This window comes from Phenylobacterium sp., from assembly GCF_031181185.1.
Classification (GTDB): Bacteria; Pseudomonadota; Alphaproteobacteria; order Caulobacterales; family Caulobacteraceae; genus Phenylobacterium.
This window is the reverse complement of the sequence record NZ_JAPSKZ010000013.1, coordinates 1-12,752: the sequence shown is the minus strand read 5'-3', so window position 1 is coordinate 12,752 and position 12,752 is coordinate 1. Positions and strand designations below refer to the sequence as shown.

12 protein-coding genes and 1 pseudogene are annotated in these 12,752 nt (G+C 70.9%); 5 read left to right on the top strand and 8 right to left on the bottom strand.

The genetic code is table 11. The features are described 5' to 3' along the window. Positions 1 to 18 precede the first annotated feature (18 nt). Positions 19 to 1,530 carry a YifB family Mg chelatase-like AAA ATPase gene (locus RIF93_RS02815; RefSeq protein ID WP_309088244.1) on the top strand — a complete coding sequence of 504 codons (1,512 nt, stop codon included), beginning with the start codon at positions 19 to 21 and terminating at the stop codon, positions 1,528 to 1,530. Here the strand turns inward: RIF93_RS02815 and pepF are convergent. The 5 genes and pseudogenes from pepF to RIF93_RS20720 all read right to left on the bottom strand — a co-directional run. Further along, a complete protein-coding gene (gene pepF / locus RIF93_RS02810) occupies positions 1,527 to 3,377 on the bottom strand; it encodes an oligoendopeptidase F (protein ID WP_309088242.1) in 1,851 nt (616 codons plus the stop codon). The two genes, RIF93_RS02815 and pepF, sit on opposite strands and share 4 nt — an antisense overlap. A 67-nt stretch (positions 3,378 to 3,444) precedes the next feature. Beyond that, positions 3,445 to 3,879 (bottom strand): hypothetical protein, encoded by a 435-nt coding sequence (locus tag RIF93_RS02805; protein WP_309088240.1) that lies wholly within the window; start codon positions 3,877 to 3,879, stop codon positions 3,445 to 3,447. 62 nt (positions 3,880 to 3,941) lie between these two features. Then, complete coding sequence (locus tag RIF93_RS02800; protein ID WP_309088238.1) at positions 3,942 to 4,301, bottom strand: hypothetical protein; 360 nt, start codon at positions 4,299 to 4,301, stop codon at positions 3,942 to 3,944. Positions 4,302 to 4,495: 194 nt separating this feature from the next. Then, a complete protein-coding gene (locus tag RIF93_RS02795; protein ID WP_309088236.1) occupies positions 4,496 to 4,867 on the bottom strand; it encodes a hypothetical protein in 372 nt (123 codons plus the stop codon). 97 nt (positions 4,868 to 4,964) lie between these two features. Beyond that, positions 4,965 to 5,156 (bottom strand): annotated as a pseudogene (locus tag RIF93_RS20720) (response regulator transcription factor); the annotation flags it as partial. 134 nt (positions 5,157 to 5,290) lie between these two features. On the opposite strand from RIF93_RS20720, the gene RIF93_RS02790 reads away from it, so the two are divergent. Then, entirely contained in the window at positions 5,291 to 6,835 is a 1,545-nt protein-coding gene (locus RIF93_RS02790; protein ID WP_309088234.1) for a response regulator, read from the top strand. Between the two features lie 37 nt (positions 6,836 to 6,872). Further along, complete coding sequence (locus RIF93_RS02785) at positions 6,873 to 8,579, top strand: MFS transporter (protein WP_309088232.1); 1,707 nt, start codon at positions 6,873 to 6,875, stop codon at positions 8,577 to 8,579. Here RIF93_RS02785 and RIF93_RS02780 read toward each other — a convergent pair. Genes RIF93_RS02780 through rlmN form a run of 3 tightly spaced genes read right to left on the bottom strand, consistent with a single transcriptional unit; the run spans position 8,576 to position 11,048 of the window. Continuing rightward, positions 8,576 to 9,406, bottom strand: coding sequence for a serine protease (locus tag RIF93_RS02780; RefSeq protein ID WP_309088230.1), 831 nt, complete (start codon positions 9,404 to 9,406; stop codon positions 8,576 to 8,578). The two genes, RIF93_RS02785 and RIF93_RS02780, sit on opposite strands and share 4 nt — an antisense overlap. A gap of 4 nt (positions 9,407 to 9,410) precedes the next feature. Beyond that, positions 9,411 to 9,833 (bottom strand): DUF350 domain-containing protein, encoded by a 423-nt coding sequence (locus tag RIF93_RS02775; RefSeq protein ID WP_309088229.1) that lies wholly within the window; start codon positions 9,831 to 9,833, stop codon positions 9,411 to 9,413. A gap of 57 nt (positions 9,834 to 9,890) precedes the next feature. Continuing rightward, complete coding sequence (gene rlmN, locus RIF93_RS02770; RefSeq protein ID WP_309088227.1) at positions 9,891 to 11,048, bottom strand: 23S rRNA (adenine(2503)-C(2))-methyltransferase RlmN; 1,158 nt, start codon at positions 11,046 to 11,048, stop codon at positions 9,891 to 9,893. Between the two features lie 122 nt (positions 11,049 to 11,170). Here rlmN and RIF93_RS02765 point away from each other — a divergent pair, with 122 nt between their 5' ends. Together RIF93_RS02765 and RIF93_RS02760 are read left to right on the top strand one after the other, a co-directional pair. Further along, positions 11,171 to 12,172 (top strand): NADPH:quinone oxidoreductase family protein, encoded by a 1,002-nt coding sequence (locus tag RIF93_RS02765; protein ID WP_309088225.1) that lies wholly within the window; start codon positions 11,171 to 11,173, stop codon positions 12,170 to 12,172. A gap of 60 nt (positions 12,173 to 12,232) precedes the next feature. Then, positions 12,233 to 12,752 (top strand): SDR family NAD(P)-dependent oxidoreductase (locus tag RIF93_RS02760; RefSeq protein WP_309088223.1); only part of this gene is annotated, 520 nt, incomplete at its 3' end.

Here is a 12,752-nt window from a genome sequence, read left to right as displayed (position 1 = left end):
ACACACAAGGGGTTGAGGATGGCGGCGCGGGTGGTGACCCTGGCGTTCTCGGGCGTCGAGGCCGTGCGCGTGGACGTCCAGGTGCAGTTCACCGCCGGTTCGTTCGCCTTCATCGTCGTCGGCCTGGGCGACAAGGCGGTGGCCGAAAGCCGGGAGCGGGTGATCGCCGCCTTCACCGGCATGGGGCTCGCGATGCCCGGCCGCCGCATCGTCGCGAACCTCGCGCCCGCCGACCTGCCGAAGATGGGCAGCCACTATGACCTGCCGATCGCGCTGGCGGTCATGGCCGGCATGGGCATCCTGCCGCCGGACGCGCTCGACGGCTGGGCGGCCATGGGCGAACTCGCCCTGGACGGCCGGATCACGCCGGTCGCGGGCGCCCTGCCCGCGGCTGTCGCCGCCGGCGGCCTGGGACTGGGACTGATCTGTCCCGAGGCCTGTGGGCCCGAGGCCGCCTGGGCCGGCGACACCCGGGTGCTGGCGGCCCCGTCGCTGATCGCCCTGGTGAACCACTTCCGCGGAACCCAGGTGCTGTCGGCCCCGAAGCCTGGGCCCATGCTGGACGCCGAGCGCGTTCCAGACCTGCGCGACGTGAAGGGCCAGGAGAACGCCAAGCGGGCGCTGGAGATCGCCGCGGCCGGGGGCCACAACCTGCTGTTCTCGGGGCCGCCCGGCTCGGGCAAGTCGATGATGGCGGCCCGGCTGCCGGGGCTCCTGCCGCCGCTGACTTCGGAAGAGCTGCTCGAGACCTCGATGGTGCATTCCGTCGCCGGGCTGATCGCCCGCGGCCAGCTCACCCGCGCCCGGCCCTTCCGCGCGCCCCACCACTCGGCCAGCATGGCCGCGCTCACCGGCGGCGGGCTGAAGGCCAAGCCCGGCGAGGTCAGCCTGGCCCACAACGGGGTGCTGTTCCTGGACGAGCTGCCCGAGTTCGGCGCCCAGGCGCTGGACAGCCTGCGCCAGCCGCTGGAGACCGGCGAGGTGGTGGTCGCCCGGGCCAACGCCCACGTGCGCTATCCGGCCCGCTTCCAGCTGGTGGCGGCGATGAATCCCTGCCGCTGCGGCCAGGGCGGCCCGGGCCGCGGCGCCTGCGGACGCGCCCCGCGCTGCCAGACCGACTATCAGGGCCGCATCTCGGGCCCGCTGATGGACCGCATCGACCTGCAGGTGGAGGTTCCGCCGGTGACCGCCGCCGACCTGGCGCTGCCGCCGCCCACCGAAGGCACCGCCGAGGCCGCGTCGCGGGTCCACGGCGCCCGCCAATTGCAGATCGAACGCGGCGGCGGCCTGAACGCGCAGGCCGAGGGCGACTTCCTCGAGGTAGCGGCCGGGCTGGACGAGCCCGCGCGCGCGCTGCTCACCAGGGCGGCGGAGAGCGGCGGCCTCACGGCCCGCGGCTGGACGCGCACGCTCAGGCTCGCCCGCACCATCGCCGACCTGGAAGGCTCGGACGCCGTGCGCCGCGTGCACGTGGCCGAGGCGCTGATCTACCGGCGGGTCGCGCCCGCCGGCGTCGGCGCCTTCGCCTAGGCGATCAGGCGCTCCATCTCGTCCAGGGTGCGGCTGAACTTGGTCAGCATGGCGCGGTAGGGCTCCGGCCCGGTCATGTCCACGCCGGCCTTCTGCAGCACGGCCACCGGATAATCCGAGCCGCCGGCCTTCAGCACGCCCAGGTAGGCGTCCCGCTCGCGCGCGCCGCCGCCCAGGATCTTCTCGGCGAACGCCGAAGCCGCCGTCACCGAGGTGGCGTACTGGTAGACGTAGAAGTTCAGGTAGAAGTGCTGGATGTAGGCCCACTCGATCCCGTACAGCGGATCGATGGTCACGCGCGGGCCGTGATAGCGCTTCAGCAGGTCGAGGTAGATCTCGGTCAGCCGCTTGCCCGACAGCGCCTCGCCCTTCTCGGCCACCTCGTGGATGGTCAGCTCGAACTCGGCGAACATGGTCTGACGGAAGAAGGTGCTGCGCATCATCTCGCAGACCCGGTCCAGGTAGAACAGCCGCTCGTCCCGGCCCTTGACGCCCTTCAGCATGTGGCTGACCAGCAGCTGCTCGTTGACCGTCGAGGCGACCTCGGCCGTGAAGGTCGGATAGCCGTAGAGTTCGTAGGGCTGATGCTTCACCGCCAGCACCGTGTGCATGGCGTGGCCCCACTCGTGGGCGTAGGTCGACAGGCCCTCGTAGTCATCGGTGTGGTTCAGCAGCATGTAGGGATGTACGTCGTAGGCGCCGCCGTTGACGTAGGCGCCGGTCCGCTTGCCCTTCTGCGGATAGACGTGGACCCACTTGGCCGCGGAGGCCTCGGCGAAGAGCTTGCCGTACTCGGGCCCCAGCGGACGTACGGCCTCCACAGTCAGCCGCCGCGACGCCGGCACGTCGAACTTCAGGTCCAGCTTGGTCAGCGGCGGGTAGATGTCGAAGTAGGCCATCTCGGACAGGCCCAGCATCCGGCGGCGGATGTCGAAGTAGCGGTGCAGGATCGGCAGGCCGCGGTTCGCCTCGGCCACCAGCGTGCGGTACACGCCTTCGGGGATGTTCGGCCCGCCCAGCGCCGCCGCCAGCGCGCTCGGGTACTTCCGGGCCTTGGCCTGGAAGATGTCGCCCTGCACCTGCGTGGAGAGCGAGGCGCCCAGGGTCGATTCATAGGTCTTCAACGCGCCGAAGAAGCGGTCGAACACCAGCTTGCGCTCGGTGCGGTCGGGCGAGGAGCGGGCGGCGGTATAGCCCTGCTGGTCCAGGCGCACCTTGCCGCGCTTCAGCTCGACTTCGGGCCACGGGAGATCGGACGAGACCAGTTGCTGGCGGATCTGCTGGGGTCCCGACAGCGTCTGCGTCGCCTGGGCGATCAGCGCCTCGCCGGCGGCGTCCAGCGTGTGGGGCGCGAGCCGCAGGGTGTCCTCCAGGCCGAAGCGGAACTTCGCCAGGCCCGGGTCGGCGGCCACGAAGCCGCGGATCTTCTCCGCGCCGAGGGCCAGGACCTCGGGGTTGATCCAGGACGTGGCCTCGCCGAACTCGGCGAACAGGCCCACGGCCACCTGGCGGCGCTCCTGGTTGGCCGCGACCTGCAGATCCTCGTCGGCCTTGAGGCTGGCGTAGACGAACAGGCGGGCGCCCCGGCGGGTGAGGTCCGACACCAGCTGCAGGGCGGTGCGCAGCGTGGCGGCGCTTTCGCCCAGGCGGCCGCGGTACAGGGCGATTTTCGGCAGCTCGGCCATCAGGGCCTTGCGCTCGGCCTCCCACGCCGCGTCGCTCGCGTAGAGGTCGGTCAGGTCCCAGGTCATGGAAAGCGGCGGCTCGCCGCCCTGTGCGCGGGCCGCCGGCGCGGCGGCTACGGCGGCGGCGAGGAACAGCGCGTCGCGGCGCGAAAGCGTGGTCATGTCGGAAGCTCCCCCAAACGTCGGGCGAGCTTAGCGGCGCGGGCGGCCACGCCAAATTACGGAACTTTCAGGTTGGGCCGGTGACGGCAGACCGCTTCGGCGCGGTCCAGGCGCCGTAGCCGATCGAGAAGACCAGCAGGTAACCCCAGATGATCTGTGCCGTGATGTAGGCCCACCCGCCCACTGTAGGATCGACTGTACGAGCGAGATGGGTCACGAGCGAGAGGAGGTGGAAACCCGCCGCAAACATCGGCCAGTGTCGTTGGCTTCGAAGCGCGATTTGCACGAACACCGCCATCGCGCCCAGATCGACCGCCAGGATGCCCCACTCTGTCTGACCGCCCTGGTAGCGGTAGAGCAATTTGGTGAGCAGCCACGCGATGACCACGGTGTAGGCCGCCAAGCGTTCGTCGGCGCCGCCGCGCCGTGCCGTCAAGCCGAACATGGCCAGTACGGCGAGGGTCCACGGCAGATGGGCGGGCGAGAAGAACTGCGAAAGCAAGAAGGCCCCCGGTGCGTAGCCGAGGGCCTAAGATCGCAAAATCGCTGCGTGGGAGGAATGGTTTACGCGACGCGCACTTCGCGCAGGCGGCGGCCGCCCCGGTCCAGCGCGGCGGTGGCGGGCGGCTTATCACCCGGATCGCCGAGCGCCACGGCGCCGAGGCCGACCTGGCCTTGGGCGACGCTGAGCTCCTTGTGGGTCTCGACGATGGCCCGGCGGGCTTCGGCCAGCGCGAGGATCGCCTGGCTGGCGCGCTCGACCGCGTCCTGGCCGACGAGGGCCGAGGCGCCCGCCATCTTGCGCAGGGACGGCATGACGCCGGTGAGGTGGGCGGTCTTGGCCAGGGCCGCGTCAATGGCGGCTTCGGCCTCGAACAGGGCGCCGGCGATCTGCTCGGCGGCCATGCGACGTTGCTTAAGCATGAGTCATCTCCATGCGCGCCGGGGGTGCAGGGCGCGCCTATAGGTTTCGCAGAACAGGATTACGTGGCCGTTCAGGCCTTAGGTTAAGTTCGCGGCCAGGTTCTGCAGCGCGTGGAGACCCGCCAGCATCCCTCCGAAGGCGAGGGCGGTCAGGATCGCCACGGCCACGATCGCACCAAGCCGCGCAGCTGGGCCTAGCTCATTTGCGCCGAGCCCTCGCCCAAGTCGGCGTCCGGCCGGAAGTTCTCGTCCAGGAGAACCCAGGTCAGACACAGGATTTCGCGCAGCACCATCTCCGGCGGCTTGAACGGCGCCAGCTTGCGGGTCGCGGAGACCAGGTGCCGGGCCATGTCCGCCTGGGCGGGCGTCGCCGCGAGATCGACGAGCTGCCGCTCGAGCTGCGTCCAGGAGAAGCTCGGAAGCGTCTCCTCCCGCTTCGCGGGGGTCGGCCACCTCGCCTCGAAGTCGTCGATCTCCCGGCGCAGGCGGAGCGCTTTGCCGATCACCGCGCGATTGTCGAAGTTCTGCCAGTCGCCCATGGGGTCCCCCGTTGGTTGCGGGGTCATCCAGCCCAGGGTCGGCCGGGTTGTCTGTCCTGATCGCGTCCTGTCCTGATCCGGTCAGGACAGCCGCCGGATCGAAGCGCCGCAGCATCCGCGCCGCCTCGTACCGGTCGGGCACGCCCAGCTTGCGGCGGGCGCGGTCGCAGTAGGTGTCGACCGACGTCTTGGACATGCCGAGCTCGCGGGCGATCTGCTTGGAGCTGAGATGCTGGTCCACGAGCCGCAGGCATTCGCGCTCGCGCTGCGTGAGCAGCTCGGCGGGGTTCGTCGGGGCGTCGGTCCGCGGGGCCATGACAGCGCTAGTAAACGACGGCTTTGGTTCCGCGTCTACTTTAGCGCCAAGAGCGATAGCGCCTCGCGTCCTTTTGCGGCATGCGGGCGCAGGTTTGACCGACCGTTAAGCCGTTGCGCTTAAGCCTGCGCCGGATGCGCAAACCGCTGAGACCCCTTTCCGAGCGCCGCCCGACGCGCGCCCAGATCAGCGCCGAACAGCTGGCGTCGCTGAGTCACGAATTCCGCACGCCGCTCAACGGCGTCCTGGGCATGGCCCGGCTGCTGGAGGGGACCAAGCTGACCGCCGAGCAGCGCGCCTATGTGGCGGCCCTGCGCGAGAGCGGCCAGCACCTGCTGACCCTAGTGAACGACGTGCTCGACTTCGCCAAGCTGGGGGCTGGGCGTGTCGAGCTGCACCCGGACGTGATGGACGTTGAGAGCCTGCTGCGGAGCGTCAGCGAACTCCTGTCGCCTCGCGCTCGCGAGAAGGGATTGGAGATCGCCTGGGCCGCCCCGGCCGGGGTGGGCTCGGTCCGCGCCGACGAAGGCCGGCTGCGCCAGATCCTGCTCAATTTCGCCGGCAACGCCGTGAAGTTCACCGAGACCGGCGGCGTGCTGCTGGCGGTGTCGGAGCCGGAACCCGGCCGGCTGCGCTTCACGGTCGAAGACACCGGACCCGGCGTCTCGGCCTCGGCCCGCGACCGCATCTTCGAGGCCTTCACCCAGGCCGAGGCCAGCCACGCCGACCTGGGCGGCGCCGGCCTGGGACTGGCCATCGCCCGGCGGCTCGCCCGGGCCATGGGCGGCGAGGTCGGGGTCGAAACCGCCCGCACGGGCGGCGCCTGCTTCTGGTTCGAAGCTGCGTTCACGTCCGTGCCGGAGGCGCACGGGCAGCCGACCCTTAGGGGTCGCACCGTGGGCGTCGTCTCGCCGAACCCCATCGTGCGTGAGGCGGCGCGCCGCCAGGTGCGGGCCAGCGGCGGCCGCGCCGTGGCCGCGGGCGACATCGCCGACGCGCTCGACAAGACCAGCGCCGCCGACGTGTTGCTGATCGACGCCGCCGTTGCCGGCGACGGCGCCCACCTGGAGCCGCCGGCCGGCCGCACCGCCATCGTGCTGCTGGCGCCCGACGAGCGCGAACGCATCCCCGGCCTGCGCCGCGCGGGCTTCGCCGGCTATCTGATCAAGCCGCTGCGGCGCGCCTCGCTGGCCGAGCGCGTGCTGATCGCCGCCGGCGCCCAGAGCGCGCCCACCGACATGCGCGACGACGAACGCATCGCCGCCGCCGCGGCGCCGGGCGCCCGCGTGCTGCTGGTGGAGGACAACCCGATCAACGCGCTGCTGGCCCGCGCGCTGCTGACCCGCGAAGGCTGCACCGTGGAGCACGCCGTCGGCGGCGAGGAGGCGCTGGCCGCTGCCCGCGTCGGCGTCTTCGACCTGGTGCTGATGGACATGCGGATGCCCGGCCTGTCGGGCGAGGAGACGGCCCGCCGCATGCGCGACGCCGGGGTCACCGCCCCGATCGTGGCGCTCACCGCCAACGCCTTCGAGGACGACCGGCGCGCCTGCCTGGCCGCGGGCATGAACGACTTCCTGGTCAAGCCGCTGTCGCCGGACGCCCTGCGCGCTGTCCTGACGCGGTGGACCGGCCCCGCCGCCGGCTGGACGAAGCCCGCGGCGCGCGCCAAGGTCGGCTGACCGGGCGCCGGGGGGCGCCTCCTAGGCCGGAGACCCCATGACCGCCGAAGCTGCGGAACCCAAACGCGGCGCCGTTCAGGCGTTGGCCGTCTTCCTGGAGCGTCGGTCGCTGGTGATGCTGGCCCTGGGGTTCGCCTCCGGTCTGCCGAACCTGCTGATCTTCGACACGCTTTCGCTGTGGCTGCGGGATTCCGGCCTGTCGCTGAAGGTCATCTCGATCTTCGCCCTGGCGACCCTGTCCTATTCGCTGAAGTTCCTGTGGGCGCCGCTGATCGACCGCACCGCGGTGCCCGGGCTCACGAAGCTTCTGGGACATCGGCGCAGCTGGATGCTGGTGCTGCAGGTGCTGGTGATGGCCGGCCTCTGGATGATCTCCGGCGTCGACCCGGCGAAGAACCTGGCGCTGATGGCCGCCTTCGCGGCGTTCGTGGCCTTCGTCTCAGCCTCGCAGGACATCGTCATCGACGCCTGGCGGATCGAGGCAGCCGAGGTCGAGAAGCAGGGGGCGATGGCTGCCTCGTACCAGTGGGGCTACCGCGTCGCCATGGTGGTGTCCGGCGCCGTGCCGCTGCTGCTGGCGGAAGCCTACAACTGGAATTTCTCGTACGCGGTGATGTCGGGCCTGATGATCGCCGGCGTGCTGGGCGTGCTGGGCGCGCCCCGCGAGAAGGCACACGTCATCCGCTCGATCCACGCCGAGGGGGTGCCGAAGCGGCCGCTGCTTGAACTGCCGGAATGGGTGACCCGGATGGCGATCTTCCTGCTGGGCGCGCTGCTCCTCGGCTCGGGTCTCGCCGCCGACGCCTCCATGCTCTCGGCCCTGTTCAGCGCCCAGGGGGCGAAGGACGCAGCCGACATGGTGCGCAACGCTTGGGAGATGAAGCCCGAGGGCGTCTATGTGCAGCTCGCCTCGGTGCTGGCCGGCCTCATCGTCATCGTGCTGGCGGTCTGCCCGATCCCCGGCGTGCGCACCCGGCCGGGCGTCTATCTGTTCGCCGCGCTAGGCGAGCCCCTGATCGTGTTCCTGCGCCGCTACCGCGGCGTCGCGGGCCTGATCCTGGCGCTGATCTGCCTCTACCGGCTCTCGGACTTCGTGCTGAACATCATGAACCCGTTCTACGCCGACCTCGGCTTCTCCAAGACCGAGATCGCCGAGGCGCGGAAGGTGTTCGGCGTCGTCATGACCGTGATCGGCGTGGGCATGGGCGGATACCTGGTGGCGAGGCTCGGCATGATGCGGGCGCTGGTCGTCGGCGCCTTCGCAGGCCCCTTGAGCAACCTGGCGTTCGCCTGGCTGGCGCTGCAGGGGCCCGAGCTCTGGGCCCTGTTCGTGGCGATCGGCATCGACAACGTCGCCGGCGGCATCTCGGGGACCTGCCTGATCGCCTACATGTCCAGCCTGACGTCCGCCGGCTTCACCGCCACCCAGTACGCGCTGTTCTCGTCGCTGTACGCCTTGCCCGGCAAGCTGATCGCCTCCCAGTCCGGGCGGATCGTCGAGGGCTCCGCCGCGGCCGCCGACGCCGGGGGGCCGCTGGCCGCGCTGAAGGGCCTGTTCGTCCGCCTGCCGCCCGAGGCCTACGCCACCGCCATGGAGAAGTCGCAGGTGACGCCGCCGGCACTGGGCGCCGGCTACGTCATGTTCTTCCTCTATTCGGCGCTGATCGGCGTGGCCGCGGTGATCCTGGCCTTTATCGTCGCCCGGAAGCAGCCGGAGCTGCGGCCCGAGGATCCGGTCCCCTAGGCCGTCAGGCAGACCACCTGCGCCACGCGCAGGCCGCGGCGCAGCTCGTCGGCCACATAGAAGTAGTTCTGCGGCGTCAGAGCCGGACCCTCGGCGTTGGTCGCGAAGCGGCGCCCGCTCGCGGCGAGGGTGGCCGTCACCACCTCGGGCGCCGTGGTGTAGATCCGGCCCCGGCGCGGGCTCTCGGCGATGGTCACGCCGACGACGCGGCCCTGGGCGTCCAGCACTGGCGCGCCGGAAAGGCCGCCCAGCGTGCCCTCCAGGCCCTTGGTCCGGCCGGCCTCGGCCCAGACCAGCACCGGCTCGGACCGGGCGCCGCGGCCGCGCACGACCAGGGTCTCGCGGCCCAGCAGGCGCGAGGTCGCCTCGCCCGGCTCGCCCTGTGGGAAGCCCGGATGATAGCCCCGCTGCCCCCGGCGCAGGGGTTCGGCCAGCGCGAGCGGGAGCGGCTCGGCGCCGCCTTCGGTCAGCAGCATGGCCGCCTCGCCGCGCGGATCGATCTGCACCGTGGTCGCCACGCCCACGCCGTCGCCCACGACCAGCGCCGCCCGGGCGCACCCGTCGACCACGTGGCGGGCGGTCAGCCACACGCCGGAACGGGCGATGGAGAACGCCGTGCCCGTGGCGGGACCGTTCTCGTTGGGCACGTCGACCACGACGGACGGATCGAAGGGCGAGGCCGGGCCGACGGTGTCGCCCAGCGGCTCGCCCACCTCCGGCGGCGGCGCAGGCGCGTCGGCCCGCTCGCCGCGCCCGAGCGCCGCGAACAGCAGCGCGAGCACGACGGCGGCGTAGACGACCCAGTCCGGCAGCCTGGGGAAGTGCATCAGATCAGCCGGTCACCGCGGCGGCGACGATGACGGCGGTGGAAAGCTTGGCGCCTACCAGCATGGCGGCGGCCGACATCTCGCCGTCCTGGATGCGCCGGGGCAGGCCATGCAGCAGCACGTCCACCAGCCGGAACACCAGCAGCTGGACGACCACCGTGGCTGCGCCCCACAGGCCGATCTCCAGCAGGTTGGTGGAGGCCTGCAGCGAGACCGCCAGCGGAATCGACAGGCCCAGCAGCACCCCACCGAGCGACACGGCCGCGGCCGCATTGCCCTCGCGGATCAGGGTGATCTCCTTGTGCGGCGTCAGCAGCACGTACAGCGCCGCGGCCCCCAGGAGGATCAGCATGGTGACCGCAATGTGCAGCAGGGTGATCGGGAAGCCGGTGGCGAAGGCCTGGATCTCAGGCGACGGCGTAGGCATCAGGCGAACTCCCCCGAACTCGGAAGCGCCACCGTTAGCACGCGCCGGCGGCGGCGGTCAGCCGGCCTGCTCGATCTTCCGGCGGGCGCTGGCCCGCAGCTTCTCGCTCTCGCTCTTCAGCTGGCCGCAGGCGGCCAGGATGTCCCGGCCGCGCGGCGTGCGGATCGGCGAGGCGTAGCCCGCCCGGTTCAGCACGGCGGCGAACCGCTCGATCGTGCCCCAGTCCGAGCACTGGTACTCGCTGCCCGGCCACGGGTTGAACGGGATCAGGTTGATCTTGGCGGGGATGCCCTTCAGCAGCTGGACCAGCGCCTTGGCCTCGGCCGGGCTGTCGTTGACGCCCTTCAGCATCACGTACTCGAAGGTGACCCGCTTGGAGTTCGAGAGGCCCGGATAGGCGCGGATGGCGTCCATCAGCTCGGCGATCGGATACTTCCTGTTCAGCGGGACCAGCTTCTCGCGCAGCTCGTCGTTGGTGGCGTGCAGCGAGATGGCCAGCATCGCCTGGGTGCGCTCGCCCAGGTCCTTCAGCTGCGGAACGACGCCCGAGGTCGAGACCGTGATCCGCCGGCGCGAGATGGCGATGCCTTCGTTGTCGGCGATGATGTCGATGGCGGCTGCGACATTGTCCAGATTGTAGAGGGGCTCGCCCATGCCCATGAACACGATGTTCGAGAGACGGCGGTCCTCCTTCGGCGAGGGCCACTCGCCGAGGTCGTCGCGGGCCACCTGGACCTGGGCCACGATCTCGGCGGCGGTCAGGTTGCGGACCAGCGCCTGGGTGCCGGTGTGGCAGAAGGTGCAGTTCAGGGTGCAGCCGACCTGCGAGCTGACGCAGAGGGCGCCGGCCCGGCCGACGTCGGGGATGTAGACCGTCTCGACCTCGATGCCCGGGGCCATGCGGATCAGCCACTTGCGGGTGCCGTCCTTCGAGACCTGGCGCTCGACCACCTCGGGCCGCGAGATCGTGCAGACCTCCGCCAGGGCCGCGCGGGTCTCCTTGGCGACGTCGGTCATCTTCTCGAACTCGACGACGCCGTAGTGGTGCATCCAGCGCCATAGCTGCGAGGCCCGCATCTTGGCCTTCTCGGGGCGCACGACGCCCAGCTCGACCAGGCAGGCGGCCAGCTCCGCCCGGGTCATGCCCGAGAGGTTCGGCTTCTGGGCCGCAAGCGGCTGCGCCGCGGCGCGGCTGAGGTCGAGGGTCACGCCCACTGGAAGGTCCTTGTGCGAGGGCGCGGAATATAGGTGAGGCGGGCCTTCTCACCAAATCCGGGCTTTCAAACAGCCGTTCGACTGGCTAGCGTCGCCGCCTGCAACGAATGGGAGAGGCGCTCATGAAGGCCCTGTTGAGCAAGGAAGTCGGCGGTCCGGACACCCTGGTCCTCGAGGACGTTCCGGCGCCTGAGGCCAAGCCGGGCTTCGCCGTGGTCGAGGTGAAGGCCATCGGCGTCAACTTCCCCGACGTGCTGATCATCGAGGACAAGTACCAGTTCAAGCCCGAGCGCCCGTTCTCGCCAGGCGGCGAGATCGCCGGGGTCGTGAAGAGCGTCGGCGAAGGCGTGACACACGTGAAGCCGGGCGACCGGGTGCTGGGCAACACCGGCTGGGGCGGCATGGCCGAGGAGCTGGCGCTGGAAGCCGCCCGGCTGGTGAAGATCCCCGACAGCATGCCCTTCGACGAGGCGGCCGCCTTCATCATGACCTACGGCACCAGCTGGCATGCGCTGAAGGACCGCGCCCAGCTGAAGGCCGGCCAGACCATGCTGGTGCTGGGCGCCGCCGGCGGCGTGGGCCTGGCGGCCGTCGAGCTCGGCAAGGCCATGGGCGCGCGCGTGATCGCCGCGGCCTCGAGCCAGGAGAAGGTCGACCTCTGCATCTCGAAGGGGGCCGAGTCGGGCGTCGTCTATCCGCGGGGCCCCTTCGACAAGGACGGCCAGAAGGCCCTGGCCGGCCTGTTCAAGGACGCCACCGGCCCGAACGGCGCCGACGTGATCTACGACGCCATCGGCGACGCCTACGCCGAGCCGGCGCTGCGCTCGATCGCCTGGGAGGGCAAGTACCTGGTGGTGGGCTTCGCCGCGGGCGAGATCCCCAAGATCCCGCTGAACCTGGCGCTGCTGAAGGGCTGCGACATCGTCGGCGTCTTCTGGGGCGCCTGGGTCGGCAAGAACCCGCAGAAGCACCGCGAGAGCGTGGCCGAGCTGATGGCTATGTACGAGCAGGGCAAGATCAAGCCGTTCGTCTCGGAGCGCTTCCCGCTGGCGCGCGCGGCCGACGCCATCAAGCACCTGGCCAGCCGCAAGGCCATGGGCAAGGTGGTCGTGACCGTCGACTAGTTGCGGCGCCGCTCCGGCCCCTCTACTGATCGGCGATAACTAACAATCAGGGAGGGCGCCATGGGGGGTCGTCTGGACGGCAAGGTCGCGGTGATCACCGGGGGCGTGTCGGGGATCGGGCTGGGCACGGTCGAGCTCTTCGTCGCCGAGGGCGCGAAGGTGGTGGCGGCCGACATCCAGGACGAGAAGGGCAGGATGCTGGAGCAGCGCTTCGCCGGCGCCGTCCGCTACGCGCACTGCGACGTCACGGCCGAGGAAGAGATCGCCGCCGCCGTGACGCTGGCCAAGTCGGAGTTCGGCGGCCTCGACGTGCTGTTCAACAACGCCGGCATCTCCGACATGATGCGAACGGTCGCCGACATCGAGCCCGAGCGCTGGAATTGGGTGTTCGACATCCTGGTCCGCGGCCCGGCGCTGGGCATCAAGCACGCCACGCCCTTGATGCTGGAGCGCGGGGGCGGCTCGATCATCAACACCGCCTCGATCGCGGGCCTGCAGGCCGGCTGGGGGCCGCTGGCCTATTCCTCGGCCAAGGCGGCCGTGGTGCACATGAGCCGCTGCGCGGCGGCCCAGCTGTCGC

Excerpts from the sequence above, each read along its gene's own strand:
- RIF93_RS02815 (WP_309088244.1), top strand. The coding sequence starts at position 19 with ATGGCGGCGCGGGTGGTGACCCTGGCGTTCTCGGGCGTCGAGGCCGTG.
- pepF (WP_309088242.1), bottom strand. The coding sequence starts at position 3,377 with ATGACCACGCTTTCGCGCCGCGACGCGCTGTTCCTCGCCGCCGCCGTA.
- RIF93_RS02800 (WP_309088238.1), bottom strand. The coding sequence starts at position 4,301 with ATGCTTAAGCAACGTCGCATGGCCGCCGAGCAGATCGCCGGCGCCCTG.
- RIF93_RS02795 (WP_309088236.1), bottom strand. The coding sequence starts at position 4,867 with ATGACCCCGCAACCAACGGGGGACCCCATGGGCGACTGGCAGAACTTC.
- RIF93_RS02790 (WP_309088234.1), top strand. The coding sequence starts at position 5,291 with ATGCGCAAACCGCTGAGACCCCTTTCCGAGCGCCGCCCGACGCGCGCC.
- RIF93_RS02785 (WP_309088232.1), top strand. The coding sequence starts at position 6,873 with ATGACCGCCGAAGCTGCGGAACCCAAACGCGGCGCCGTTCAGGCGTTG.
- RIF93_RS02780 (WP_309088230.1), bottom strand. The coding sequence starts at position 9,406 with ATGCACTTCCCCAGGCTGCCGGACTGGGTCGTCTACGCCGCCGTCGTG.
- RIF93_RS02775 (WP_309088229.1), bottom strand. The coding sequence starts at position 9,833 with ATGCCTACGCCGTCGCCTGAGATCCAGGCCTTCGCCACCGGCTTCCCG.
- RIF93_RS02765 (WP_309088225.1), top strand. The coding sequence starts at position 11,171 with ATGAAGGCCCTGTTGAGCAAGGAAGTCGGCGGTCCGGACACCCTGGTC.